The organism is Paenibacillus sp. JT31N11, assembly GCF_056269285.1.
Window position 1 is genome coordinate 176713 of sequence record NZ_JBWDNQ010000010.1, and the last position, 25043, is coordinate 201755.

Consider the following 25043-nt stretch of genomic DNA (forward strand, 5'->3'; position numbering starts at 1 on the left):
GTTCCTTTCCTAATAACAATCATGCTTGCCCGGTCTGTTTAAGGAGAAAAGGTGTTATTCCCGTCATATCAAACAATTTGCGGATATTTGGCGGTATGGCTTCCACCGCGAAAGGCGCATTATTCGCGTGGCGCGCCTTCAGGACGGAGACCAGTATGCCGATTCCTGTACTGTCCACATAACGAAGCTCTCTGAGATTCAGGATAAGCTCGCGATCCGACAGTTCAACGAGTGGAGACATGGCTGCCCGCATCTGGGCAGCGGATTCGAGATCAAGCTCGCCTCCGACATAAACGATACATTTGCCTTCTTTATTTTCGGTACGTAAAAACAGCTTGTCGATTTGCTTCATATAACCTCTCCTGTACCCAAAATAGAACCTGCCGTCCTTTCATCATACCACAGGCCCAAACCCCTAAATAACTTCATTCATTATTAATTCTTCTCTATTTATACCCCTGCCCATTGCGCTTGAAACAAAAAAGCGGAGGAGGAAAAATCTGCTTGCCGCCGCCGATTGAATTTGACCAAAAGAGGGTAAAACAAACCTGTAAAGACAGGTAACACAGGTTAAGGAAAGAATCAACGGGAATTGACGAATTACATCATAATAGGAGGCGTTATTAATGGCCATAAAAATCGGAATCTTCAAAATGCAGCAGCAGGCGCTGGATGCGGTAAAGGGCTTGGAGCAGGAGGGTTTTTCCAAAACCGAGCTTAAGGTGATAGCCAAGGACCGGGAGCATTCCCGCCGGCTGGAGTCGGAGACGGACGTGCATACGGATGAAATACAGGAGCTTGCCGATACGCGCGAGCATATGGAGGATGGTCTTGGTATTCCCGCCATCGGCGTGATCGGGGCTGGAGTGGGGTCGGCAGGCGGTGTCGGAATCAATTCCGGAGGAGCAGCCGCTCCGTACGGGGCGGGTATTCTGGTGGGCGGCGGCTTTCTTGATAATGATACAGATATGGAAGATGCTCTGCACGCGCTTGGCATCGAGGGAAGCGACGCGGAAAAATGCCGCGATGCGATTGCCGAAGGCGCTATCGTCGTAACGGCCGAGACGGACGGAGACAAGCCCTCCGACGGCGGACCGGATCTCGCCCGCGGAGGAATTGCGGAAGCCGTGTTCCGCAGATCAGGTGCGGAAACAATTCTGTAAGCCCAATTAAATCCGGTTATTGGACGACGGGCTATAGGAATACAAGCAAAAGGACGGGGGCCGAATTTCATCGGCGCCGTCCTTTTTACTTTCGGGCAGAGCCGATAAAGCTGAGGATCGGACGCAGGGATTGAGCAGGGACCCGATCAAGCAGATCCCCTTCCTGACGCAATCGGCTCTCAATATTCAGCAGGTTATAGTCAAGAATTGAAGCGTTGCGCCGCACTTCAGTCCAATGAAGAGGGGTAGAAACGGTTGCCCCCAATCTTGCGCGCGGGGAATAAGGCGCAATGATGGTCTTTCCCCTATAATGCTGCAGATAGTCGATATAGATAAGATCGCCGCGATTTTTTTTCATCCGTTCAACCGTAAACAATCCTGGATGCTTATCGGATAGATAGCTGCCTACAAACTCTCCAATTTTGCGCAGCTCGTCAAAGGTCAAATCGGGAATAACGGGAGTAATGATTTGGACGCCTGTGGCTCCCGAAGTTTTGGGCGTGGATTGGATGCCAAGCGATTGCAGCAGATCCCCTGTCAATGCGGCGGCCTCCATAATCCTCGGCTCTTCCTCCAGGGATGGATCCAGATCAAGCACCCACTCTGTAGGCTGCAGGGGATTGCTGATCCGGTCGAAGGAAGCATGAAACTCCAGGCAGGCCAGATTGCCAAGCCACAGCAGTACGGGCAATGAATCCAGCACAACATATTGAATGTTCTCATGCTCGCGGGTCCGGACAAAGTCAGGAGCAGGCGTAGGACTATTTTTCTGATAAAATGATTTTCCGCTTACTCCGTTAGGGAACCGGATCGTGGTCAAATGCCGGTCAGCGCAGTGCTTGATCAGCCATGGAGACAAAGCAGCCAGGCGCTGCAAATAGACCGCCTTCGTAATACCCATCTCGGGCCAAAGCAGCTTGTCGGGATTGCTGACGGACAGCTCAACACCCTCTACGACAATCGTCCCTTTCACTGTACGGCTCATGCTGAAGGCTCCTTCGGCAGAAAAGTTACCAGCTTGGGATGGCGGAGCTGGCCGGCCGATGTGATCTCAAGACCGGTAACGCGGCATCGGAATGGATTCGGCAGCCACTGTACCTGCTCATGCCTGAGATCCTCCGGCATCGCGGGAAAAGGACATGACGATGCAGCAAAATGGGCGGGAACTCCATGAAAGGCAGCAGCCAGGGTACTTCTCAGAGCGTCATTCAAACCAAGCGACACGGAACCGATGTAGGTGTTCTCCTGTGACATGACCAGGCTGGCCAGGACCCCGCTGCGCCATTTCAGACCGACAATATCGACATCAAGCAGCAGGGAGGTTTTCTTCTTAAGCCAGTCCCTGTGTTTTTTGCCTTCCCCATAAGCGCTCGACCAGCGTTTGCTTACAACGCCCTCCCAATGGTTCGTCTCCACCCAATTCCACAGCGCATCCCCATCGGAAAACACATCGGCCACGAGAAGGCCCGGATTGAGGCCATGACATAACCGCTGCAGCCGAAGGTATCTCTCTTTGCAGGGCAAATGGCGAAGATCGCCGCTTTCGTCCGCAAGCAGGTCAAACAGCACATAAATAAGCGCCCCGTCGCCGGACTTGGCGAAGGCGGGCATTGCTGTGTCATCGGCGGCGGCTGAGCGTTTGCCGCCCGTGCCGGAGGCCGAACTGCGTTCCCTCTGCAGCACCTTTTGAAAATGGGGGCGTACGCCGTCCCACCAAATCACTTCCCCGTCTAGAAGGCAGCTTCCGAGCTTTTCTCTTAGTCCTTCCAGTAAAGCGGCTATCTCCGGGTATGCGGCATTTTTATTCAGCAGATTGCGGGAAAAAAGCTCAACGCCGCGGCTGTCGCTCAGACGTGCAAGCATGCGCACGCCGTCCCATTTCAACTGGTACCGCCACTCATCTCCAACAGGGAGCCTGGGCTCTGTAATGGGGGCCATCGGCTGTTGGGGGAGAACCGGCAGCGAAGGACCGGCAGTGTTTTCACGTTTCAACAGGCTCTTCAGTTCGTCCCTATGCTGGTCTGCCATTGAATGATCCATTTCGCTGCTCCTCCCCTCCTTCATTAGCTAATGCTGATTTTTGCTAAGATACAGTCTCCTTCGATGAGGAGTCCTTGCCTTTTGCTTTGCGCGGTCTTGGTGTCTTCCCGGCTTTGTCATCTTTGGCTGCTTCATCTGATCCGGTATCGGAATCATCGGCCTTGGCCGCGCCTGATGCCGGATTGCTGTCCAGGCTGCCCGGAGCGTCAGGCGGCAGCTTCACGGCTTCAAGACTGGCCTGCAGGGCCGCCATCAGATCGATCACGTTCGTCCGCTGCTGCTCAGGAGCCACACGCACTTCCTCGCCGGCGATTTTATGCTGAATTGCGTCCATCAACCGTGCGCGGTATTCGTCCGTGTATTTCTCCGGTTCGAATGGCGTGGAGAGCTGCTCGATCAGCATCCGCGCCATCGTCAGCTCTTTTTCGTTGACGTTGACCGATTCGGGCAAACCGGGCACCTGCGAAACCGAGCGGATTTCATCGGGATAGAAAATCGTCTCCATCGCCAGACAGTCATCGATGACGCGAATAGCGGCAAGCGAGCTTTTGGACCGGATGGAGATGTTGGCGATGCCGATCCGCCCCGACTGCCTCATCGCTTCCAGCAGCAGATTATAGGCGTTTCCTCCGGCCTGGTCGGGAGACAGGTAATAGGTTTTTTGAAAATAAATCGGATCGATCTCTTCCAGCGCAACGAAATCCAGAATGTGGATCGTCTTGGTGGCATCGTCGCTTAGCTGTTCAAGCTCCTCCTTCTCAAACAACACAAAGCGGCCCTTCTCATATTCGTAGCCCTTCACAATGGCATTCCAGTCCACTTCAATTTCGCAGGTCGGACATTTGCGGATATAGGACACCGTGCTGCCGCAATCGCGGTGAATGAGCCGCATGGAGATATCCTTGTCTTCGGTGGCAGAGAACATTTTGACCGGAACATGAACCAGACCGAAGCTGATCGCGCCTTTCCAGACGGTATGCAAGATTAGACAACCTCCCTAAAATGACGAATTTTAAAGCCTTTATTTTATGGCTCCAAACCGCAAACATGTGCTTTTAAAGCGTATGACTTCAGTATTGCCCGAATGCATGAAAGACAATCGAACCGGGCATATTTTCATCATGCACTTATTCTCTAGCAGGAAAAGAGGGATTGGCATGGCCAAAATCAATAATAGCCAGGAAGAGGATCCATTGACGGACAAATTATGCGAAGGCCGGGAAGATTACTTTATGGATATCGACCGGATGGTCAATGAAGGTCTTGGCGGAGGGCAGGTTACCCTGCATAACGGCAAGATCGAGGAATCGACAACGGATACGATGGAACCGGAGACCAAGGATTAACAAACGTTTTTACGGGATATGAATCTCCGGTCCGTTTGGATATGTGTTTGGTGCCTGTGCAATTCTGGGTATAAAGAACATATCGACAACGATCAGGAGATGATAAAAATGGTGGATCGCAACGTGGATATTGAAGAGCGTCATGTGGAAAAGAAATCCGATTCCAGCCTTGTCGCCGCTACATTTATTAAATATGCAGCTTACATCATTATCTTCTTTGGAGCACTATACTTCCTTGTTCAATATGTGTTTCCCAAGCTTTAAGCTTTTTATCGGAAGGAGCAGCCCCGGCTTATGCCGGGGCTGTTTTTTAATATCAGAAACGTATAGAAATCGGAAACGGAATTATAATAATGGCAGAAAAACGACGATAATGAGCGAAAAGGTTTTGAATTCGGTCAAAATTCAGGTATAATGAAGGAACAAGGGGAAATTTGAAGAATCAAATTAAATCTTGGGGCATGGGGTTGGACATCATCATAAGGGGGTAAGGCATGGGCAAACAGCATTATAAGTCAACGAAGCTCGAAATTCTGATACGGATTATCTTCATCACGATCGGTGCCGGACTCGTATCGGTGGCACTTGAAATTTTTCTGGTTCCGAACAATATTATTGACGGGGGCATTGTGGGCATATCCATCATGGTTGCCCATTTGACAGGACTGCCGCTCGGACTGTTTCTATTCTTGCTTAACGTACCTTTTCTTATCCTTGGCTATAAGCAAATCGGCAAGACCTTCGCTTTGTCAACCTTGTACGGCGTTGCTGTCATGTCTATCGGCACGCAGCTGCTGCATCCTGTCAATCCGCTAACCTACAGCACATTTCTTGCGCCGGTGGTCGGCGGCGTTATTCTCGGGATTGGCGTGGGACTCGTCATCCGGTTCGGGGGATCGCTCGACGGTACGGAAATCGTCGCGATTGTGTTTAATAAGCGGGTTCCATTCTCTGTTGGCGAAGTGGTTATGTTCCTCAATCTGTTTATTCTCGGCAGTGCGGGTTTCGTATTCTCATGGGACAGCGCGATGTACTCATTAATTGCTTACTATATCGCCTTCAAGATGATTGATATTACGATTGAGGGCTTCGACGAGTCCAAATCGGTCTGGATTATCAGCGAAGAGGCCAAAGAAGTCGGCGAAGCGATCATGAGCCGTCTGGGCCGCGGAGTTACGTACCTGAATGGCGAAGGAGGCTTCACCGGCGGCTCCAAGCGCGTGATCTTCTGCGTTATCACCCGCCTCGAGGAAGCCAAGATGAAATCGATTGTCCAGGAGCTTGATCCTTCGGCTTTCCTGGCTGTCGGCAACATTCACGATGTCAAGGGCGGGCGCTTCAAGAAGCGGGATATCCATTAGACTCATCCCCATTATGTTTGAGATCATAATTTAACAGAAGACCTACAGTCAGCAGTGTCTGCTGTCCGGATTCAACGGGCAGGCGGATGCTGTTTTTTTGTTATAGTCAAGAAGGTTTAAAATGCGGCCTGTTCTTTGCTTCTACTTCTGGGGAAAGAACCTGTCTAAGCCGTCAAAGAGCGGCTGCAGACGTTTTCTCCTGGAATAAAAGCTCCCCGCCGTTGTTGCGGGCTGGAGAATGGACCGATATAATAAGGTCATTGACGGGCGGACAGCCCGGGTAAACGTTATGACATCGCTGTCAGCGGCTGACTGCAGCGATATATGAGGGAAAGCGACGGGAGGCGGCCTGGCTGGATGAGTTCATGAGTATCCGCCACTGGACGGATGGCCGCCAAACCATGGAGCGGCTGAAGGAGCAGGGCGTCGTCCTGGGCATTGGCGACGACGCTGCTGTGGTGGAAGCGCCGCCGGGATCAGGCGGCGCTCTGCAGTGGCTGCTGGCGGTCGACACGATGGTGGAGACCGTCCATTTCAATGGGGCGACGATGGCGGAAGCCGATGTCGGCTGGAAGGCGCTGGCCGCGAATATAAGCGATATCGCGGCCATGGGCGGCGAGCCCCGGCATGCGCTCATCTCGGTGAGCGCGCCAAGGGCCTGGGAGCCGGCGCGGGTACGCCGGCTCTATGATGGGCTGTACGCGTGCGCCGAGCATTACGGCGTCGCGGTGGTTGGCGGCGACACGACTTCGTCGCCGGGGCAGCTTGTTGTGGCGGTGACGGTGGTGGGCACCGTCGAGGCCGGCAAGGCTATCCGCCGGTCCGGGGCGCAGCCCGGCGATGCCGTGTTTGTGACCGGCCCGGTCGGCATGGCCGCGGCCGGTCTTCATTATTTGCTCGCCGCAGCCGAGGCGGGCGGCGGGCAGTTCGTGCCGCTGGCCGCGGCAGAGGCCGCCGGCACGGCGGCGCTTGTGCAGGCGCACCGCCGGCCGGCGCCCTCGGTGCGCGCGGCGCGGATGCTTGCCGCGCGCGGAACGGTATCGTCGCTGAATGATATCAGCGACGGTCTCGCCAGCGAGGCCTGGGAAATCGCCGAGGCCTCCGGGGTCAAGATCCTGCTGCGCGAAGGGCAGCTGCCAGTCAGCGGCAGCATGGCCTCGTATGCCAGCGGTGCGGGCATACGACCGCTGGAGTGGATCTTGAATGGCGGCGAGGATTATGTGCTCTTAGGCACCATTTCGGGAAGCGATGCGGCTGCGGCCAAAGCTGAGCTTATGGAAGCGGGGCTTCCGCTGTACCTCATCGGAGAGGTGGAAGCAGGGCAATCGAGTGTGGAAATGATTACAGAGGGCAAAGCTGGTATTGACCCAAACCGCCAGTATCCCAAGCAGCGGACACGGATCGATAAGCGGGGATACAATCATTTTACAGACTGACAATCACAAGAAAAAATATAGTCTATGTTTCCCAGGGAAGTATTTCAAAGAAGTCTCACAGAAAACTTAAGTCTATGTGTTTTCTGTTCCCCAAGGAAGTATAACAAGAAGTTTCACAGAAAACTTTAGGTCTATGCTTCCGAAGTGTTTTCTGTTCCAAGGAAGTATAGCAAGAAGTTTCACAGAAAACTTTAGGTCTATGCTTCCGAAGTGTTTTCTGTTCCAAGGAAGTATAACAAGAAGTTTCACAGAAAACTTTAGGTCTATGCTTCCGAAGTGTTTTCTGTTCCAAGGAAGTATAGCAAGAAGTTTCACAGAAAACTTTAGGTGGAATCAAAATGAGTGTGAGTGAAACGCAGCAAACCGATTGGATAGCCGAAAGCGAGCAGGATACCGTTGCTCTTGCAGAGCAGTTGGCTGCCTGGGCGGTGCCGGGAACGGTGCTGGCGCTTGACGGCGATCTCGGAGCGGGCAAAACGCGCTTCTCGCAGGCTTTTGCCAAATCGATCGGCATCAAGGGGATTGTGAACAGCCCTACGTTTACCATTATCAAAGAATATGAAGGCACGAAGCTGCCTCTTTATCATATGGATGTCTATCGCTTGTCCCTGGAGGAAGCGGATGAGCTGGGGCTCGATGATTATTTTTACGGAGACGGCGTCACGATTGTGGAATGGGCCAGCTTAATTACGGATTTGCTTCCGCCTGAGCGGATGCAGCTGTATATCGAGCATCTCGGTGGAGAGAAGCGCCGGATTTCTTTGAGCGGAATTGGCGCCCCTTATGCCGGGTGGTGCTCGCAACTTGAAGCGATGGGAGCAAGCGGCACATGAAGGAACAGATAGAGGAAAACGGTGCGGCGGACATGCTGGTGGTGCTTGCCCTTGACACGTCAACGGCATCGCTGGCAGCGGCGCTGACAAGAGGCGGCGAAATTCTTGCCTCGGTCCAGTCACTCGCGGAACGCAATCATTCGCTGGCAACCGTGTCGCAGCTGAAGGCTCTGCTGGATGAGACCGGCATCAAGCCGGACGAGCTGGACGGAATCGCAATCGGCCGGGGGCCAGGCTCCTATACGGGAATGCGTATTGCCGTATCGGTGGGCAAGACGCTTGCGTGGGTATGGAACAAACCCCTTGTGGGCATTTCAAGCCTGGAAGCGCTGGCCTATGGGGCATGGCATACTCGCATCGCAGACGATAATTCTCCTCCACTTAATCGCCCTGAATGGTTTATTCCGATCATGGATGCCAGGCGCGGGCAGGTGTATACATCCGCTTTTGAAGCTTCTGCGGGCGGCAGCTGGAACCGGCAGGCCGAGGATGGCGTTCGGCTTATGGAGGAGTGGGTTTCGGAGCTCGACAAGAGGCTCCGCAGCCTGCCTCAGGAAGCAGCTCCTGTGCGGATCTGGTTTGTTGGCGATCTGACCATGCATGAAGCGCAGTGCGAGCGCCTTCGCGCGCTTTGCTCCGGGAGCGGGTCTGAATGCGAAGTCCGGATGTATCCTTTTACGATGGAAGGCGCTTCGGTAGCAGCTCTGGGCGCTGTCCGCCTTGCAGCGGGGGAGCGGGATGATGTGCACGCTTTTGTGCCCAACTATACACAGCTGACAGAGGCGGAAGTGAAGCTGAAGGAGTCCAGGGAGAAAGGGGCTGGTGCTTAATGACGGAGATTGATGCAGATCGTCTTGTTTTTCGCGTTATGACGCTTTCCGACATTCCGGATATTGTTGAAATCGAGCAGGAGGCTTTCACCTGTCCATGGTCGAAAGAGGCTTTTGTGAACGAGATTACGAACAATCACTTTGCGCGGTACATGGTCATGGTCTATGAGCAGAAGATCATCGGCTACGGCGGCATGTGGACCATTATGGATGAGGCGCATGTGACGAATATTGCTGTCCGTGAGGGCTACCGCGGATTGGGTCTTGGCGAGCGGCTGCTGCGGGAGATCATGAAGACGGCAGTCTTTTTCGGGACGAACAGGATGACACTGGAGGTGCGTGTGAGCAATGAGATCGCCCAGCGGCTGTACAGCAAGCTCGGCTTCGAGCCCTCCGGCCTCCGGCCGAATTATTATTCGGACAATATGGAAGATGCGCTCATCATGTGGGCGGAGCTTAAGCAGGGAAGTGAAACATGACAACCAATGAATTGCTGCTTGCCATTGAGACGAGCTGCGATGAAACAGCGGTCGCCGTCGTGCGCGGAGGCCGCGAAATTATATCCAGCGTCATAGCAAGCCAGATTCAAACGCATGAGCAGTTTGGCGGCGTCGTTCCGGAAATCGCTTCGCGCCAGCATGTGGAATCCATCACGCTGATTATGGAACAGGCGCTCTCCGAAGCGGGTGCGACGTTCCGGGATATATCGGCCATTGCAGTCACGCAGGGGCCAGGGCTTGTCGGGGCGCTCCTGGTCGGCATCGTGGCGGCCAAAAGTCTGTCCATGGCTCTGGATTTGCCGCTCATTGCCACCCATCATATCGCGGGCCATATCTATGCCAACCAGTTGGTGCATGATATCGTGTATCCGTCGGTTGCGCTTGTAGTCTCCGGCGGGCACACGGAGCTGGTCGTGCTGGAGCGCGAGGGGGAGTTTCGCATTATCGGCCAGACGCGGGATGATGCCGTAGGAGAAGCCTATGACAAAGTCGCGCGCGCGCTCCAGTTTCCTTATCCGGGCGGCCCCCATATCGACCGCCTGGCGCTTGAAGCGGAGGAGGAAATCGATCTGCCCCGCTCCTGGCTGGAGCCGGATTCCTATGATTTCAGCTTCAGCGGGTTGAAGTCGGCGGTGCTTGCCGTGATCAACCAAACCAAAATGAAGGGCGAGGTGCTGAACCGCGGAGCATTGGCGAGAGGCTTCCAGTCCTCGGTCATTCATGTGCTGGTGGAAAAAGCGCTCCGCGCCGTTCGTGAGCAGGGTGCCAGACAGCTCTTGTTATGCGGCGGCGTTGCGGCTAATAAAGGCCTGCGGGCGGCTCTTACAGCCCGCTGCGAGGCAGAGGGAGTCCCGCTGCTCATACCGCCGCTTGCGCTATGTACGGATAATGCCGCCATGATAGGCGCTGCGGCTCATCTCAAATGGAAAAGCGGCGAATTCACTCCGCTTGACATGAAGGCAGAGCCGGGTCTTTCACTGGAAAATTGGTCAGTTCGCCATTAATTATTAATTTGGAATTGACAGACGATTCCAAGGGAATTATAATAAGCAGCAATACTTCACACTGCCGTGCAGGCAGTCATACTTCTTAAACGCGAAGAACAGGAGCAGTAAGGCAATGCCGGGTTTAGAGAGCTGCGGATTTGGTGTAACGCAGTCGAAGGCAGGCCAGAAACTCGCCTGGGAGCGGAGCATCGGAAACCTCAGGGTGGTTACGGCCGAAGGCCAAGGCTGACCTGCCGAGGGCGTACGTTGTAACGGCTAACCCCCGTAATCGGGTGTACGGCCTTCGATTTCTAGAGTCGGGGGACGTGCATAAGTGGGCGTTCCGGCAATTTCCTTTTGGGAGACGAGGGCGTCAACAAGGGTGGTACCGCGCGGACTGTTCATAACAGCCTGTCGTCTCTTGCAATAGAGACGGCAGGCTTTTTCTGTTGTTTAGCGGTATGTGCGCGGTTGAGATGTGAAGTAAGTCCATCCCAAGCAATAAGCAACGTACTTAGGAACCTGTCCCTTGAAATCCAATCAATCGATGAGAATAACATAACCGACATAACACAAACGCAATGAACAGGAGTAGTAGGAATCAGTATCCGGGAACACGTTGCCCCAAGTCATGCACTCGTCTTAACGGGTGCGGCTGGAGGCGACGGCAGAGAGCTGCTTGATTGGTGCGAGGCAGCCGATGGATATCCGAACTCGCCTGGAAGCGGACCGGCGGAAAATAATGGAGCTCACGCTTGACTATTACGGTCAGGCGCAGGAGCCAAGTATCGTACGCCGGCACAGCTGACCCCTGTCATCGGGTGCAACCTTTAGGAGAGCAATCACGTACAGTCTGCTGCTATATTCAGCTGCTGACTGCATGATGGATGTTTTCTCATTGAGGGAAGAAGCCAGCTTTGCCGACTGAAAAAACGGCGAAGCCGATTTCTTCCTTGAAGGTTGCATAAGCGGGTTCGGACCAAGGTCCGGACAACTGGAGTGGTACCGCGGCAAGCTGCACAAACAGCCTGTCGTCTCTTGATCAACAAGAGACGACAGGCTGTTTTTTTTGAAAAATAAGAAAGTATACCACTCCATTATGCTTTGCTTCCAGTCCGGAGGGAAGAAACTTGGCTAGCAGTCAGAGGACAGCGACAGCCGTTTCTTAACAGTTCATTACCAAAAATAATGCGTTAAACATTTAAGGAGGCTAATCCTATGACAAATCAACCGGTCAACCCCAATCAGCAAACGTCTGAATCCGTTATGAAACGTATCCGCATATTCGATACGACGCTGCGTGACGGGGAGCAGTCCCCTGGAGCATCCCTTGCGCCGGAGCAAAAAATCATCCTCGCCCGCCAGTTGGCGAAGCTTGGCATCGACGTGATTGAACCGGGCTTCCCGATTTCCAGCCCTGGCGACTTCGCCGCGGTCCAGCAGGTATCCCGCGAGCTGCAAAATGTCGAAATTGTCGGCTTCGCCCGTGCGGTGAAAGCCGATATCGATTCTGCAGTCCGCGCTACCCAGGATGCCGCAAGGCGCCGGCTTCATCTGTTCCTGTCCTCTTCAGACATTCATCTTGCCTACCAGCTGCGCAAATCGAAGGAAGAGGTCGTACAAATCGCCCGGGAAATGGTCGCTTACGGCAAGCAGTTTGTGAACGAGATTGAATTTTCCTGCATGGATGCCAGCCGGTCGGACCGGGATTTTGTCATTGAGATGGTGGAGGCTGTTATTTCGGAGGGCGCGACGATTATTAATTTGCCCGACACGCTTGGCTATGCGATGCCGGAGGAATACGGCGAGCTGTTCCGCAGTGTCCGCAATCAGGCGCGCGGCGGCGAAAATGTGAGCTACAGCGCGCATTGCCACAATGATTTGGGTCTCGCGGTCGCCAACAGCCTGGCAGCCATCCAGGCGGGGGCAACGCAGATCGAGGTTACGGTCAACGGAATCGGCGAGCGCGCCGGCAACTGTTCGCTGGAGGAGCTTGTGATGGCGATTGAGACGCGCAAATCTGTTATCGGCGCTGAGACGGGCATTGTACAAGGCGAGATTTTTGAAACCTCGCGGATGGTCAGCCGGGCGATGAATTTTCCGATTGCCTACAATAAGCCGATTGTCGGCCGCAACGCTTTTCAGCACGAGTCGGGGATTCATCAGGACGGCCTGCTCAAAAACCGCAATACCTATGAAATTATGGATCCGGAAGCTATGGGCATTCCGCGCAGCATGATTGTGCTGGGCAAGCATTCCGGACGCCATGCCCTGAAGCACCGTTTGGCTGAATACGGCATCACATTGAATGAAACGGAGCTGCTGGAGCTGTATAACCGCTTTGTCGAAAAAGCGGACGAAATCAAGCTGGTTCCCGATGATGTCCTGATCCGCCTGGCCAGCGAAACGACGGATATCCAGCATGATCCTTTTGTGCTGGTGGATCTGCAGGTGCTGGCAGGCACCCAGCGTTCCCGCATCGCTTCGGTTACGATTCGCGAGCGCGATTCGCAGGAGGAGCGGACGTATACCGGAACGGGAACCGGTCCGCTCGAAGCGGTTATCCACTGCATTCAGCAGGCGATCCCGGTCGCAGGCGAGTTCGAGGATCTGGAGCTGCATTCCTTATCCACAGGTGAGGACGCACGCGGAGAAGCGATTGTGAGCATGCTGCATAACAATCGCCGTTATCGCGGAACCGCGGTTCATAACGACATCATTCTTGCTGCAGCCCAGGCCTATGTGGCGGCATGCAACCAGCAGCTGCTTGGCGGTCAATCGAATCCGGAGCTGCGTACAAAAGCGGAGTAATCGGGAGGTGAGGACGGGTGGATCCGGTGATCAGCTATTACAGCTCGTTTGATGAGTGGGGAAGGCTTGACCGCGAGCCTGGTGATGAAGCCTGCCGTCAATTGAACCGCATGCTTCTGGAAGCGGCAGAGGATCCTTCTATTCTGGGTTCGTCGTCTCACCTCTTATATATAGGAAGACGAACATGATTTGGGGACGTTACGGGGATAAACAAAGCGTTAATTCAGGCTGTTTTTGGTTATACACATTGTTATCCACAGAAAATGTGCATAGATGTGAATAAACAGCGCAAAGCGGCATTTACAGGGCGTTTACAATGTGCACAAAAGCGGGATAAGTTTTTCACAACCCGATTGTGGATAATGTGGATAATGTGTGTAAAAGTTTCAGTTTTCTATCCACATGTGGGCAGATAAAGAAAAATAGCGGGTTTATTGCTTGTAGTTAACATCATTAATGGCAGAATTGCTGAACAATTCTTCAGCAGCTGTGGATAAACCTGTGGAATAAGTGGATAGATCAAAATCTAACAGAATATCCTGATGTGGCCACAAGCTGCGCTACAGCCGCAGATTACAGGTGTGCGCCATGCAAATAAACGAAAACCCCCGCTTCGCTTTGCCGGCGCTGCGGGGGCTTCATTATGTTAGCTGCCTGTTCATTAACCAAGCAGTTCCTCCCATGCATCATAGGCTGCCTGAAGCTTTTCTCTTCTGCTGTCCATGTCGGACTGAATGCTCTGAACCTTCACATAATCATTGAATATGGCGGGATCGACAAGCTGCTGCTCCAGCTCTGTGATTTCCCCCTCCAGCCTTGCGATATCCTGCTCCAGCTGCTCCTGCTTTCTTTGTCGGCTCCGCTCCTCGCGTTTTGCTTGTTTGTCGGTTTCGTAGGAGGTAGGCGCCGATATTTCATGAGCTTCAGACGCTTTTCCGACTTTTCCCTGTGAAAATGATAGCGATTCCATGAGCAGTTCACTGGTTTCCTGTTTTTTCTCAATCATTTCGTCGTAATTTCCCAGGAAATGTTGGGTGCCGCCTGGGGTCAGTTCGACAATGCGCTCCGCCATCTTGTTAAGGAAATACCGGTCATGGGAAATGAACAGCAAGGTACCGTCATAATCGAGCAGCGCAGACTCCAAAACCTCTTTGCTGTACAGGTCAAGATGGTTCGTGGGCTCGTCCAGAATAAGCATATTGGCTCGTGCCAGCATAAGCTTGGACAGCGATACGCGCGCTCTTTCGCCACCGCTGAGAGAACCGACGCGTTTCTTGACATCATCCCCGCTAAAGAGGAAATTGCCCAGCACTGTGCGTATGCGGGCTTCCTCAATGCCCGGATATGCATTCCAAAGCTCCTCCAGCACCGTGTTGGCAGGATTAAGCTCCTTATGCTCCTGATCGTAATAGCCGATTTTGATATTGGTGCCCCAGCGGATTGAGCCTCCGGCAATAGGCTGTTGATCGACAAGCGCCTTCAGCAGTGTCGATTTGCCGATACCGTTCGGACCGATCAGAGCGACATTTTCTCCCCGCTCCAAGCGGAATGTGACATGCTGGAAAAGCGGCTGGTCCCGTTCGGTGAAACGTATTGCAAGATCCGTCACATCAAGCACGTCATTGCCGCTATGGCGGTCGATTTCAAAAGAAAAATGAGCCTTCTTCAGGTCTCCGAGCGGCTTGTCGAGACGTTCCATCTTGTCGAGCGCTTTACGCCGGCTTTGCGCCCGTTTGGTTGTCGAAGCACGCACAATATTGCGCTGGACAAAATCCTCAAGACGCGAAATTTCATCCTGCTGCTTGTCGAACTGCTTCATCTGAGCTTCATACTCTGCAGCCTTGATATCAATATAGCGGCTGTAATTGCCTGTATACCGCTTTGCTGTGTGGCGCTCAATTTCCACGATGGTCTGTACCACTGCGTCCAGGAAGTAGCGGTCATGGGAAACAACGAGAATTCCGCCGTCATAACCGCGCAAGTAATCCTCAAGCCATGTCAATGTTTCAATATCCAGATAATTGGTTGGCTCGTCCAGCATGAGCAGGTCAGGGGCCTGCAATAAAATGCGGGCCAGTGCCAGCCTTGTTTTCTGCCCGCCGCTTAATGTCGAAATAACCGTATCCGGTGGAAACTGGCTGAAGCCCATGCCGTACAATATGCTGCGGATTCGGGTCTCCATCACAAACCCGCCCTGTTCCCGGAACCAATCCGACAATTTGGAGTAGCGTTCAAGCGTCTGTTCATACAACTTGGGATTCGATTGAAGCTCCGGATCCGCGATCTGCAGCTCCAAGGAACGGAGCTCCCGCTCCGCATCAGTCAAATGGGCAAAAACGGCGCGCATTTCCGCTTCGATGGTACGTTCGGACTTAAGTCCGCTGGATTGGGCGAGATAGCCGATGGTTGTCTCCTTCGCTTTGTAGACGGAGCCGGAATCGGCTGAGATCTCCCCGGCAATGATACGCAGCAGCGTCGACTTGCCTGCGCCATTGACTCCTACCAGCCCAACCCGCTCGCGTGGAAGGACCTGGAAGGTGATTTGGGAGAGGATGCTGGTTACCCCGTAACTTTTGGAAATATCCGATATTTGAAGAAGCATAAATGAATAAACCTCCAGAATCGTAAACTTGCTGTTTCTACATTGTTAGTTTACATGAAAATTGCTGCCGACGCGACATATTCGGGTCATGTTGGCTTGAGTAAAAGCAGCTCTTCTGACCATTGGCGAAAACTGGTCAACAGTGGTAAACTAAGAAACAACTATGACATCAAGAAATGGCCTTTGAGTGAAGAAGCTAAACTCTGCCACCTTAGATGTGTGCAGCCGATTCTTCTTACATAATCAGCTCTTCAGGATCATGGCGTTTCTTCAGAAAGGCAAGGCGGCTGTAATGGCGAAAGGTGAGGACGCAGCAGGGATTTTTGGACAAAAGAAAGCAGTCCGAACGGCGGCGGCCGCAAGCCGCAGCCTTCTTCCAGAGGAGCTTCGGACACAGTGGTCCAGTCAGGCCTGCAGAAGCGCAATTGACTGGTTGAGTCAATTATCGGACACTATCGCCAGCTTTATGATTTATGTTCCATTCCGTTCCGAGCTTGATACCCGTGAACTGATCGAATGGGGCTGGCAGACCGGGCTGTCCGTTATTGTACCGCGCTGTGAGCCATCTGACCGCTCTATGGAGCTTTATCTGCTCAAGAGCTGGGAGGAACTTGCTCCTGGAGCCTATGGCATTCTCGAGCCTGATGTGAGTCAGGCGGAGCGCTGCGGGCCGGATTTCATTCCGGATGCGATATTTGTTCCGGGACTGGCTTTTGACCTGCAGGGCGGCAGACTCGGGTATGGCGGAGGTTATTATGACCGCTACCGGGAACAGTTGACGGAGCAGGCGCTGCGGGTTGGCAAACCGCTTCCGCCCTGGATCGGACTTGGCTTCGAGTCGCAGCTGCAGGAGGAAGTACCGATGGAGGTGCTTGATGCCCGTATTGGGGCCATGATCACCGAGCAGGGCATGCGCATCATTAACCGCTGACAAATTCTTGTCCATGAGCAGTTGGAAAGGAGCAAACGATGGATTTGACCCATTTTAACGAACAAGGCAGGGCCCGCATGGTCGATGTATCAGATAAAGAAGTTACGGCCCGTGTCGCGGTTGCGCGAACAAGCGTGGCTATGGCGCCTGAGACTCTCTCACGCATCAAGGCTGGAACAATCGGCAAAGGCGACGTGCTGTCCGTTGCACAGGTTGCAGGTATCATGGCAGCCAAGAAAACATCGGATATCATTCCGATGTGCCATCCTCTTCCGTTAACCGGCGTCAACCTCGCGTTTGCCGATAATGGAGTGGACGAGTTATATATAGAAGGAACAGTGAAAACAACGGGCAAAACCGGCGTCGAAATGGAAGCTTTAACGGCAGTGTCGGCTGCTGCCCTTACGGTCTACGATATGTGCAAGGCCCTGCAGAAGGATATGGTCATCGGGGCGACGTATCTGGTCTCCAAAAGCGGAGGGAAGAACGGCGACTACATTCATGCAAAATGATAAAATACAGGTGTTTTCTAATCGGTAGCATCGGATCGATCGGGGGAGAAGCACATGCGGTGGAAAGTAGCGTTGTTAACGGCAAGCGACAAAGGATCGCGCGGTGAGCGGGAGGATACGAGCGCGCAGGTGATCCGGGAACTGGTTGAAGAGGAATTGGGCGGGGAAATTATCGATTACCGCATCGTTCCCGATGAGCAGGATGAAATTATGGCTGCGCTTATCGAAATGACGGATTATTATCAAGCGGATCTGGTCATCACGACCGGCGGAACAGGTCTTGCTCCGAGGGACCTGACACCAGAAGCAACCTTGAAGGTCATTGAGCGTATCGTTCCGGGACTAGCCGAGGCCATGAGGCTGGGGGCTATGCAGCGTACGAGAAGTGCCATGCTCTCCAGGGGCGTTTGCGGAATCCGCGGCCGTTCATTAATTATCAATTTGCCTGGAAGTCCTAAGGGTGTTCATGAGAATTTGATGGCGATCATGGACCAGCTTCCTCATGCCCTTAGCATTTTATCAGGGCGAACGGGGGACCATAACGAGTGAATTTTCCAATAAACGGCACACAGCTTAAGGAAGTGCCGGTCGAGCAGGCTGTTGGACTGCGCTTGGCGCATGATCTGACGCAGATCATACCAGGGCAGTTCAAGGGACGATTGTTTAAAAAAGGGCATGTTATCACGGAAGCGGATATTCCTAAGCTTCTCGATATCGGCAAAGAACATATCTATATTATAGAGCTGGGCGAAGGCGAACTTCATGAAGATGATGCCGCCCAGCGTATGGCGCTTGCCCTTCAGGGAGATGGAACGGCCTTGTCAGAGCCTCATGAAGGCAAGGTCTCCATCAAGTCAAACCTGACCTCCCCGGCTCTTGCTGTCATTGATGCGTCGCTTGTTCACGCCATTAATGAACTGGGCGAGATTGCGCTTGCTACCCTGAAAACACATTCGGTCGTAATGCCCGGCAGGCCGTTGGCGGCTACCAGGGTGATCCCGCTCGTTGTTCCGAAGGCCAAGATTGAACGTGTCGAGGCTCTCGTCGACAATTACCGCACGCTGCATGAAGGCTGCGGGCCGGTTCGCGTCAGGCCGCTTCGCAGCTTCCGGATCGGTATGCTGACAACCGGCGGCGAGGTCTTCTCAGGCCGGATTGAAGATAAATTCGGCCCGGCTGTCCGGCGCATTGTGGAGCGCTTGGGCTCCGAGATCGCGGAGCAGCGCTTTGCCCCTGATGATCGCCATACAATTGTCAAGGAAATACACTATTTGCTGGCACAGGGGTATGATATGATAGTGGTAACAGGCGGAATGTCCGTGGATCCTGATGATCGCACGCCAGCCGCCATCAAAGAAGCGGGAGCAGAAGTCGTCAGCTACGGAACCCCCATGCTACCGGGTTCCATGCTGCTTGTCGGTTACATCGACGGTGTGCCGATTATGGGTTTACCCGGCTGTGTGATGCATGATCCGTATACTTCTTTTGACGTCCTGCTGCCGCGCGTTCTTGCGGGCGACATCATAACCAAAGAAGATATCGTGCAGATGGGTTACGGCGGGTTATACAACTGCTGACATGCCGCCAGCGCGAGGTAAGAGACCAAGGACTGGGAAGAAACGTTAACTGTTGAAGCAGATCTTATAACGGGCTGCGTGAGAGTGAAGCCTGTCAGCTGTACCTGAATTGTGCAGCTCATGCATGCGGAATATGCATTACTTTGTAAAGCCCGGCGGATGCGGAGCAAGTTTTGCTTGCAAAGTCTGGCTTATGCTTACGAATTGAACATTACTTCGTAAAGCTTGGTTTATGCTTACGGAGTGAGCTTTACTTCGTAAAGCTTTTAGGAGGTTAAGAAAACATGTTTAGCGGAATTGGTGTTACAGGATTTATTCTTCTTGTGCTCGTTGCTCTGCTGCTGTTTGGACCGAACAAACTGCCGGAGCTTGGCCGCGCTTTTGGCCGCACATTGAAGGAATTCAAGGCCGGTGCCAGAGATTTGATGGATGATGACGATAAGGACCGTAAAGAAGTGAGCCGGAGCGACGTCAACCGTAAAGTCGAAGATCAAACGGACAATAAGCGACTCCCGGAGTAGGGGCTCGCTTTTTTTGTGAGAATGAATCCCTCCCATTAAGAACGAAGTGAGAAAGAGAGGTGCAGGCGCGGTGACAGAATCCGATAAGCAGCCTTCCCGCGAAGTGCAGCTGATGACGCTGTTTGAACATATCGGCGAGCTTCGACGCAGGCTGATCTATATTATTCTTGTGCTGGTGCTTGGCATGATTATCGGATTGCTGGTGGCCAATCCCGCTTATGATTATCTGATGAGCCAGGAGCCCGTCAATGGAATGACGCTGCATGCGTTTTCCCTGTGGGATGGAATTGGCATGTATATGAAATTTGCGCTGGTAATCGCGCTTGTTCTTGTGCTTCCGTTTATCTTTTATCAGGCTTGGGCTTTCGTGAAACCCGCTTTGGGAATCAAGGAACAGAAGTCTGCGCTTCTGTTTGTCCCCTTTGCGCTCATTATGTTTCTGATTGGGCTCGCGTTCTCCTATTTCGTTGTATTTCCAATGGCGTTTACATTTACAACGAGTGTGGCGAAGCATTTGAATCTGGAGGAGACTTACGGGGTTACACAATATTTTGCGTTTATGTTCAACATTTTACTCCCGATATCGCTGCTTTTTGAACTGCCCCTTGTCATTATGTTTCTGACCAAGCTGCGTATTCTGAATCCCAAGCGTCTGCGCAAAATGCGGCGTCTTGCTTACTTTATTCTCATCTTGATCGGTATTGTCATCACGCCTCCGGACTTCATTTCGGATTTACTGGTAGCAATTCCCCTGATTCTTCTTTATGAAGCGAGCGTGCTGCTCTCGAGCGTCGTTTACCGGAAACAGCTGGAACGCGACCGTCAGTGGGAAGAGGAGTTCGGAGCAACCTAAGAGGCTCTTTCGCTTATATGCGGACATGATGACTTTATTATCATCAGGCCCCAATAACCAAAAGGCAGGTTCAAGCATTCTTGAGCCTGTCTTTTTTTACTTTATAGGCGGTGTAAGTTTAATCTCTATCCATGGCTATAAGATCTATAGGGCAGAGACCAGCATCTCTGACAGAGGGCGGTGATGGCCGTTTTTTCTTTTGCTTGGCGGAATCCCTAACCGTATTCATTTCTAATTCCAACGGATAATGGAAAAACCTGCTCTTTTTTAGAGTAAACGGGGCGCTTTTCTGCTTATTCATGAGCATTTATGAAGAAGCTCTGCGTCATGAACTGTAAATTTCCCGCAAATTGTCCTTTAGGCACTTGAAATTCAGAAGCAAAATCGGTATTATTAAAAATGGTTGTTAGCACTTAACAGTTGCGAGTGCTAATATGAATTGAGCAACAAAATCAAAAGGAGGCTATTTTCATGATCAGACCTTTGGGTGAGCGCGTATTGGTTGAGCCAATCGCGAAAGAAGAAACAACAGCTAGCGGAATTGTGCTGCCAGACACGGCGAAAGAAAAGCCGCAAGAAGGCAGAGTTATTGCTGTAGGAAGCGGTACGCTTAAAGACGGCGCCCGCATCGCTCTTGAAGTAAAAGAAGGCGATCGCGTGTTGTTCTCCAAGTATGCCGGCACCGAAGTGAAATACGAAGGTAAAGAATTGTTGATTATGAAAGAAAGCGACATCCACGCAATCCTGGGATAAGCCGCGTGCTTTGACTCAAACATACATGGTTTTTACTTCATATTTTTGGGGCAAGCCTCCCTTGGCTTGTCACAGCATGGAAGGCGGCGTAGTGCCGCTTGGACGAACTGGAACGATCATTAATTAGGAGGTAATTTGACAATGGCTAAGGAAATTAAGTTTGGCGAAGACGCTCGTCGCGCAATGCTGCGCGGAGTCGACGCTCTTGCAAATGCGGTTAAAGTTACACTTGGTCCTAAGGGCCGCAACGTGGTTCTGGAGAAAAAATTCGGCAGCCCGCTGATCACCAATGATGGTGTATCCATTGCCAAGGAAATCGAATTGGAAGATGCTTTCGAAAACATGGGCGCACAGCTTGTTAAAGAAGTAGCGACCAAAACCAATGATGTTGCCGGTGACGGAACAACGACTGCTACGGTTCTTGCGCAAGCAATGATCCGCGAAGGTCTCAAAAACGTAACGGCGGGCGCTAACCCGATGGTTATCCGCAAAGGTATCGAAAAAGCGGTTCGCGCAGCTGTTGAAGAACTGAAATCCATCGCAAAACCAATCGAAGGACAACAGTCGATCGCTCAGGTTGCTTCTATCTCGTCCAGTGACGAAGAAGTCGGCCAGCTGATTGCAGAAGCTATGGATAAAGTCGGCAACGACGGCGTTATCACGGTTGAAGAATCCAAAGGCTTCGTAACGGAGCTTGAAGTGGTTGAAGGTATGCAGTTCGACCGTGGATATGTTTCCGCGTATATGATTACCGATACGGATAAAATGGAAGCTGTACTCGATAACCCATATATCCTGATTACCGATAAAAAAATTACGAACATCCAAGAAATTTTACCGGTTCTGGAGAAAGTGGTCCAATCCGGCAAACAGCTTCTGATCATTGCTGAAGATATCGAAGGCGAAGCAATGGCAACTCTGGTTCTCAACAAGCTGCGTGGAACATTCACTTGCGTAGGCGTAAAAGCTCCAGGCTTCGGCGACCGCCGCAAATCGATGCTGGGTGACATTGCCGCTCTGACAGGTGGTCAAGTGATCACGGAAGAGCTTGGTCTTGATCTGAAATCCACAACGATTGAGCAGCTCGGTTCCGCTCGCCAGATTCGTGTAACGAAAGAAAACACGATCATTGTTGACGGCAGCGGCGAAAAATCGGATATTGATGTTCGCATCAATCAAATCCGCACGCAATTGGAAGAAACAACTTCCGACTTCGACCGTGAGAAGCTGCAAGAGCGTCTTGCCAAGCTGTCCGGCGGCGTAGCTGTAATCAAAGTCGGCGCAGCAACAGAAACCGAATTGAAAGAGCGCAAACTGCGCATCGAAGATGCTCTTAACTCCACCCGCGCAGCGGTTGAAGAAGGTATCGTATCCGGTGGCGGTACTGCACTCGTGAACGTATATAAAGCAGTTGCAGCCGTTAATGCTGTGGGCGACGAAAAAACAGGCGTTAACATCGTTCTGCGCGCTCTGGAAGAGCCTGTACGCACGATTGCAGCGAACGCAGGCCAAGAAGGCTCCGTTATCGTTGAGCGTCTGAAAGGCGAGAAAGTGGGCGTTGGTTATAACGCTGCTACTGGCGAGTGGGTTGATATGTTCTCAGCCGGTATCGTTGACCCTGCGAAAGTAACGCGTTCCGCTCTGCAAAACGCAGCTTCCGTTGCAGCGATGTTCCTGACAACCGAAGCGGTTGTTGCCGACAAACCGGAAAAAGACAAACCAGGCATGCCTGACATGGGCGGCATGGGTGGTATGGGCGGCATGGGCGGCATGATGTAATCATCCGACCAAAAAACCTTATATATCAAGGAAAACGGGACCCTTCGGGGTCCCGTTTTTGTATAAAACCCACAAAAACCTCACATACCTTGCAAAATAGCTCCATTGAGAAGTTCCGAGAAGTGAACATTCACCGTTTCAGATGTGTTCCTTTGCATCCTCTCCGTAATATGTATATAGATTTTCAACGTTGTCTTGGAATCATCATGCCCAACGCGTTGCATGATTGTAGGAAGATCGACACCAGCTTCAGCCAACATGCTTACATGTGTGCGGCGGAAAATATGAGGAGTGGCCTTTTTACGAATGTCCGTTTCTTCTTAAGATTCTGTCCATTCGTGTCTGAACAAATTTCTGAACAAAGGGGTAACCCTTATCGTTGCAGAAGATGAATTTATTATCATGATACTCGGGGTCAAAATTCTTAGCCACCATTCGCATCTTGGTCTAACGCTTTATAAGGGCCTTGACCATTTTCATGATGCTCTCATCGAGTTCAATCGTCCGGATCGATAGCATTCCTCCTGATGGGAGTGTACGTTTGGTTATTTGTGAAAAAGAAAAGCCATTTCTGGCTTTACCTCATGTTCGCATTAATTCGTCTTAATTCTTCTTCAGCTTCCTGTGACACTTCCACTCATCTAATCTTCGCTCTTTTTGCACTAATCCTCAGTTTGTTTCTTCTTATTCTGCTTTAAATGCACCGCATCCGGCGCGAGATTGGCAGTTACTCCCGAAAAAAATTAATGGTCTGCAAGTTTGCTCGAAAGGCAAAAAGATATGCACCATGTCCGGACAAGTGATATCGAATACAAGCGGCCATGGGCGTGGGTGCTGCGGAACGCATGATCCTGCCGGATCCAATCCCTTACGAACATAAGCAGGGTTGTGTGATATGGGTCAAACTTGATGAGGTGATTTCATGACAAATGACAAATTGTCAATACTACCTCTTTCCCGTATGCGCCAAGCCGTCGATAATGACGAGCCGGTTGGTTGGCGTGAGCTCAAGCGCTGGCTGGGGCATCTGCTGGATTTGATATTGTGGCAGAAGATCAGGGAGACCGGCGGGCAACTGAAACTGTAGGTTCCAAGCAATGGGTTTATTTTGATGGTTCCGATTCTGAGTTTCGGGGGCAGCTGGTAATTGCCACGTTCGAGGCGCATTACGGGTATAAGCCACCGTTTGCGGGGCCGCCGTCAAGCGAAGATGACAACTATGATTATGCCATTCGACTGAACTAGGAAATGAATTGTTCCATACAACACAATGAATATCGAAGAACATAAGCCAAACCACCAACAGTGCGGATGATAATCAACATGGCAAAAGACCCGTAATCCGGGTCTTTTAAGGAGGAGTTTCACATGTCCGGAATGTATAGGCGGATACGCTCCGAAGCTTTATTTAATAACCGAATCTGCCACAACTGCAAGCGATAATGACCAGCAAGATAAAGAGTACGAGGATAAATCCGATTCCTGAGCCAGTACCGACACCACCAACAACGCCACCACAACTCATTAAGATCACCTCCTTGAGTTTGGGTACGCTTTAAATTATGCATGCCTAACTCAACATGATTGGATGTTTGTTACGGAATGGTGTTTGCCTAAGGTTCGGGTTATAAGCTGGCTATGAAGCAAACTGAAAAACCCCCGGCACGTTGGGGAACGGTACTCGGGGATTCAAGCGATATAGATATGGCTAAGTCGTTACTTCAAGGTATAGACGTTTGAAGGGTATTGTTGATGACTTTGAAAGCACTCCTCCTGAAACAGATAAACAGGTGGCTGCTTATAAAAGTGCCCGACAATGCACCCGGAATGTTGAGAGGGCAGTCAATCAAATTGTTGATTTTGATGTGAAAAGTGTCATCGAATACCGTTTTCTAAGAGGGAACTCACGAGCTGCTACCATTCTACGATTCTCCGGTTGGGATTATTGCAATGACCATTGATTGGAAAATTACAGAAGGTATTGAGTCTGTAGCGAACTCACTGCTTTATCTTTAAATGAAAATGTCCATTTTATGTAAAAGTAGTGTCCACAGCTGTCTATACCTAAGAGGTACAGTTGGATCATAAAGGAGCGAAGCGCTCCGGGTGATACCTACTGTACCTTTATCATATGTATGACTCGGACATGCTGTGGGTTATAGATCATATGACCTTAGACGCCAGTCGTCAAGAGTTTGGTGTGAGGTGG

At 51.8% G+C, this 25043-nt stretch carries 26 protein-coding genes; 20 read left to right on the top strand and 6 right to left on the bottom strand.

Going from position 1 to position 25043, the window contains the following annotated elements; all coding sequences use genetic code 11:
- Positions 1-19: 19 nt before the first annotated feature.
- Positions 20-352: an STAS domain-containing protein gene (locus AC0YNV_RS28195; RefSeq protein ID WP_210045184.1), complete on the bottom strand. Its 333-nt coding sequence runs from the start codon at positions 350-352 to the stop codon at positions 20-22.
- Between the two features lie 274 nt (positions 353-626).
- On the opposite strand from AC0YNV_RS28195, the gene AC0YNV_RS28200 reads away from it, so the two are divergent.
- Positions 627-1163 (top strand): hypothetical protein, encoded by a 537-nt coding sequence (locus AC0YNV_RS28200; protein ID WP_475771018.1) that lies wholly within the window; start codon positions 627-629, stop codon positions 1161-1163.
- An 85-nt stretch (positions 1164-1248) separates the two neighbouring features.
- Here AC0YNV_RS28200 and ligD read toward each other — a convergent pair whose 3' ends face one another.
- The 3 genes from ligD to ku are packed head-to-tail and all read right to left on the bottom strand — an operon-like array spanning position 1249 to position 4185.
- On the bottom strand, positions 1249-2148 hold the full coding sequence (ligD, locus tag AC0YNV_RS28205) for a non-homologous end-joining DNA ligase (protein WP_475771019.1): 900 nt from the start codon (positions 2146-2148) through the stop codon (positions 1249-1251).
- Positions 2145-3203 carry an ATP-dependent DNA ligase gene (locus AC0YNV_RS28210; RefSeq protein ID WP_475771020.1) on the bottom strand — a complete coding sequence of 353 codons (1059 nt, stop codon included), beginning with the start codon at positions 3201-3203 and terminating at the stop codon, positions 2145-2147. Before AC0YNV_RS28210 ends, ligD begins: the two co-directional genes overlap by 4 nt.
- Before the next feature lie 43 nt (positions 3204-3246).
- A complete protein-coding gene (gene ku, locus AC0YNV_RS28215) occupies positions 3247-4185 on the bottom strand; it encodes a non-homologous end joining protein Ku (RefSeq protein WP_475771021.1) in 939 nt (312 codons plus the stop codon).
- A 175-nt stretch (positions 4186-4360) separates the two neighbouring features.
- Between ku and AC0YNV_RS28220 the strand changes: the two genes are divergently transcribed.
- The 10 genes from AC0YNV_RS28220 (at position 4361) to AC0YNV_RS28265 (ending at position 13494) form a co-directional block, all read left to right on the top strand.
- Entirely contained in the window at positions 4361-4549 is a 189-nt protein-coding gene (locus tag AC0YNV_RS28220; RefSeq protein ID WP_475771022.1) for a hypothetical protein, read from the top strand.
- 108 nt (positions 4550-4657) lie between these two features.
- On the top strand, positions 4658-4813 hold the full coding sequence (locus tag AC0YNV_RS28225) for a hypothetical protein (RefSeq protein ID WP_210045178.1): 156 nt from the start codon (positions 4658-4660) through the stop codon (positions 4811-4813).
- Positions 4814-5043: 230 nt separating this feature from the next.
- Positions 5044-5910, top strand: a complete 867-nt coding sequence (locus tag AC0YNV_RS28230; protein WP_210045177.1) for a YitT family protein — start codon at positions 5044-5046, stop codon at positions 5908-5910.
- Positions 5911-6311: 401 nt separating this feature from the next.
- A complete protein-coding gene (gene thiL / locus AC0YNV_RS28235; protein WP_475771023.1) occupies positions 6312-7346 on the top strand; it encodes a thiamine-phosphate kinase in 1035 nt (344 codons plus the stop codon).
- Between the two features lie 338 nt (positions 7347-7684).
- Complete coding sequence (gene tsaE, locus AC0YNV_RS28240; RefSeq protein WP_475771024.1) at positions 7685-8179, top strand: tRNA (adenosine(37)-N6)-threonylcarbamoyltransferase complex ATPase subunit type 1 TsaE; 495 nt, start codon at positions 7685-7687, stop codon at positions 8177-8179.
- Positions 8176-9009: a tRNA (adenosine(37)-N6)-threonylcarbamoyltransferase complex dimerization subunit type 1 TsaB gene (gene tsaB, locus AC0YNV_RS28245; protein WP_475771025.1), complete on the top strand. Its 834-nt coding sequence runs from the start codon at positions 8176-8178 to the stop codon at positions 9007-9009. Before tsaE ends, tsaB begins: the two co-directional genes overlap by 4 nt.
- On the top strand, positions 9009-9488 hold the full coding sequence (gene rimI / locus AC0YNV_RS28250; protein ID WP_475771026.1) for a ribosomal protein S18-alanine N-acetyltransferase: 480 nt from the start codon (positions 9009-9011) through the stop codon (positions 9486-9488). Before tsaB ends, rimI begins: the two co-directional genes overlap by 1 nt.
- Positions 9485-10513 (top strand): tRNA (adenosine(37)-N6)-threonylcarbamoyltransferase complex transferase subunit TsaD, encoded by a 1029-nt coding sequence (gene tsaD, locus AC0YNV_RS28255; protein ID WP_475771027.1) that lies wholly within the window; start codon positions 9485-9487, stop codon positions 10511-10513. The genes rimI and tsaD overlap by 4 nt, the downstream gene beginning before the upstream one ends.
- 1248 nt (positions 10514-11761) lie before the next feature.
- Complete coding sequence (locus AC0YNV_RS28260; RefSeq protein WP_475771103.1) at positions 11762-13306, top strand: 2-isopropylmalate synthase; 1545 nt, start codon at positions 11762-11764, stop codon at positions 13304-13306.
- 17 nt (positions 13307-13323) lie between these two features.
- The gene (locus tag AC0YNV_RS28265; RefSeq protein ID WP_475771028.1) at positions 13324-13494 is read left to right on the top strand and encodes a hypothetical protein; all 171 of its coding nucleotides are present in this window, start codon (positions 13324-13326) and stop codon (positions 13492-13494) included.
- Positions 13495-13967: 473 nt separating this feature from the next.
- Here the strand turns inward: AC0YNV_RS28265 and abc-f are convergent, their stop codons facing one another.
- Positions 13968-15908, bottom strand: a complete 1941-nt coding sequence (abc-f, locus tag AC0YNV_RS28270; protein WP_475771029.1) for a ribosomal protection-like ABC-F family protein — start codon at positions 15906-15908, stop codon at positions 13968-13970.
- Between the two features lie 292 nt (positions 15909-16200).
- On the opposite strand from abc-f, the gene AC0YNV_RS28275 reads away from it, so the two are divergent.
- The 8 genes from AC0YNV_RS28275 (at position 16201) to groL (ending at position 22834) form a co-directional block, all read left to right on the top strand.
- Positions 16201-16839, top strand: a complete 639-nt coding sequence (locus AC0YNV_RS28275) for a 5-formyltetrahydrofolate cyclo-ligase (RefSeq protein WP_475771030.1) — start codon at positions 16201-16203, stop codon at positions 16837-16839.
- A 38-nt stretch (positions 16840-16877) separates the two neighbouring features.
- Positions 16878-17351 carry a cyclic pyranopterin monophosphate synthase MoaC gene (gene moaC / locus AC0YNV_RS28280; protein ID WP_475771031.1) on the top strand — a complete coding sequence of 158 codons (474 nt, stop codon included), beginning with the start codon at positions 16878-16880 and terminating at the stop codon, positions 17349-17351.
- A gap of 54 nt (positions 17352-17405) precedes the next feature.
- Positions 17406-17900 (top strand): MogA/MoaB family molybdenum cofactor biosynthesis protein, encoded by a 495-nt coding sequence (locus AC0YNV_RS28285; RefSeq protein ID WP_210045167.1) that lies wholly within the window; start codon positions 17406-17408, stop codon positions 17898-17900.
- On the top strand, positions 17897-18928 hold the full coding sequence (locus tag AC0YNV_RS28290; RefSeq protein ID WP_475771032.1) for a molybdopterin-binding protein: 1032 nt from the start codon (positions 17897-17899) through the stop codon (positions 18926-18928). Before AC0YNV_RS28285 ends, AC0YNV_RS28290 begins: the two co-directional genes overlap by 4 nt.
- A 284-nt stretch (positions 18929-19212) precedes the next feature.
- A complete protein-coding gene (tatA, locus tag AC0YNV_RS28295) occupies positions 19213-19449 on the top strand; it encodes a twin-arginine translocase TatA/TatE family subunit (protein WP_475771033.1) in 237 nt (78 codons plus the stop codon).
- Positions 19450-19561: 112 nt separating this feature from the next.
- Positions 19562-20302 (top strand): twin-arginine translocase subunit TatC, encoded by a 741-nt coding sequence (gene tatC, locus AC0YNV_RS28300; RefSeq protein WP_475771104.1) that lies wholly within the window; start codon positions 19562-19564, stop codon positions 20300-20302.
- Between the two features lie 471 nt (positions 20303-20773).
- Positions 20774-21055, top strand: coding sequence for a co-chaperone GroES (gene groES, locus AC0YNV_RS28305; RefSeq protein ID WP_210045165.1), 282 nt, complete (start codon positions 20774-20776; stop codon positions 21053-21055).
- Between the two features lie 141 nt (positions 21056-21196).
- Positions 21197-22834, top strand: coding sequence for a chaperonin GroEL (groL, locus tag AC0YNV_RS28310; protein WP_475771034.1), 1638 nt, complete (start codon positions 21197-21199; stop codon positions 22832-22834).
- A gap of 80 nt (positions 22835-22914) precedes the next feature.
- Here groL and AC0YNV_RS28315 read toward each other — a convergent pair whose 3' ends face one another.
- Positions 22915-23142 (bottom strand): tyrosine-type recombinase/integrase, encoded by a 228-nt coding sequence (locus tag AC0YNV_RS28315; protein ID WP_475771105.1) that lies wholly within the window; start codon positions 23140-23142, stop codon positions 22915-22917.
- Between the two features lie 614 nt (positions 23143-23756).
- Between AC0YNV_RS28315 and AC0YNV_RS28320 the strand changes: the two genes are divergently transcribed.
- Entirely contained in the window at positions 23757-23921 is a 165-nt protein-coding gene (locus tag AC0YNV_RS28320) for a hypothetical protein (RefSeq protein ID WP_475771035.1), read from the top strand.
- Positions 23922-25043 lie beyond the last annotated feature (1122 nt).

Excerpts from the sequence above, each read along its gene's own strand:
- tsaD (WP_475771027.1), top strand. The coding sequence starts at position 9,485 with ATGACAACCAATGAATTGCTGCTTGCCATTGAGACGAGCTGCGATGAA.
- groL (WP_475771034.1), top strand. The coding sequence starts at position 21,197 with ATGGCTAAGGAAATTAAGTTTGGCGAAGACGCTCGTCGCGCAATGCTG.
- AC0YNV_RS28225 (WP_210045178.1), top strand. The coding sequence starts at position 4,658 with ATGGTGGATCGCAACGTGGATATTGAAGAGCGTCATGTGGAAAAGAAA.
- AC0YNV_RS28200 (WP_475771018.1), top strand. The coding sequence starts at position 627 with ATGGCCATAAAAATCGGAATCTTCAAAATGCAGCAGCAGGCGCTGGAT.
- AC0YNV_RS28220 (WP_475771022.1), top strand. The coding sequence starts at position 4,361 with ATGGCCAAAATCAATAATAGCCAGGAAGAGGATCCATTGACGGACAAA.
- AC0YNV_RS28230 (WP_210045177.1), top strand. The coding sequence starts at position 5,044 with ATGGGCAAACAGCATTATAAGTCAACGAAGCTCGAAATTCTGATACGG.
- tatA (WP_475771033.1), top strand. The coding sequence starts at position 19,213 with ATGTTTAGCGGAATTGGTGTTACAGGATTTATTCTTCTTGTGCTCGTT.
- AC0YNV_RS28210 (WP_475771020.1), bottom strand. The coding sequence starts at position 3,203 with ATGGATCATTCAATGGCAGACCAGCATAGGGACGAACTGAAGAGCCTG.
- tsaB (WP_475771025.1), top strand. The coding sequence starts at position 8,176 with ATGAAGGAACAGATAGAGGAAAACGGTGCGGCGGACATGCTGGTGGTG.
- abc-f (WP_475771029.1), bottom strand. The coding sequence starts at position 15,908 with ATGCTTCTTCAAATATCGGATATTTCCAAAAGTTACGGGGTAACCAGC.
- AC0YNV_RS28260 (WP_475771103.1), top strand. The coding sequence starts at position 11,762 with ATGAAACGTATCCGCATATTCGATACGACGCTGCGTGACGGGGAGCAG.
- AC0YNV_RS28195 (WP_210045184.1), bottom strand. The coding sequence starts at position 352 with ATGAAGCAAATCGACAAGCTGTTTTTACGTACCGAAAATAAAGAAGGC.
- AC0YNV_RS28275 (WP_475771030.1), top strand. The coding sequence starts at position 16,201 with ATGGCGAAAGGTGAGGACGCAGCAGGGATTTTTGGACAAAAGAAAGCA.
- AC0YNV_RS28320 (WP_475771035.1), top strand. The coding sequence starts at position 23,757 with ATGACAAATGACAAATTGTCAATACTACCTCTTTCCCGTATGCGCCAA.
- ligD (WP_475771019.1), bottom strand. The coding sequence starts at position 2,148 with ATGAGCCGTACAGTGAAAGGGACGATTGTCGTAGAGGGTGTTGAGCTG.
- thiL (WP_475771023.1), top strand. The coding sequence starts at position 6,312 with ATGGAGCGGCTGAAGGAGCAGGGCGTCGTCCTGGGCATTGGCGACGAC.
- moaC (WP_475771031.1), top strand. The coding sequence starts at position 16,878 with ATGGATTTGACCCATTTTAACGAACAAGGCAGGGCCCGCATGGTCGAT.
- tatC (WP_475771104.1), top strand. The coding sequence starts at position 19,562 with ATGACGCTGTTTGAACATATCGGCGAGCTTCGACGCAGGCTGATCTAT.
- groES (WP_210045165.1), top strand. The coding sequence starts at position 20,774 with ATGATCAGACCTTTGGGTGAGCGCGTATTGGTTGAGCCAATCGCGAAA.
- AC0YNV_RS28285 (WP_210045167.1), top strand. The coding sequence starts at position 17,406 with ATGCGGTGGAAAGTAGCGTTGTTAACGGCAAGCGACAAAGGATCGCGC.
- tsaE (WP_475771024.1), top strand. The coding sequence starts at position 7,685 with ATGAGTGTGAGTGAAACGCAGCAAACCGATTGGATAGCCGAAAGCGAG.
- rimI (WP_475771026.1), top strand. The coding sequence starts at position 9,009 with ATGACGGAGATTGATGCAGATCGTCTTGTTTTTCGCGTTATGACGCTT.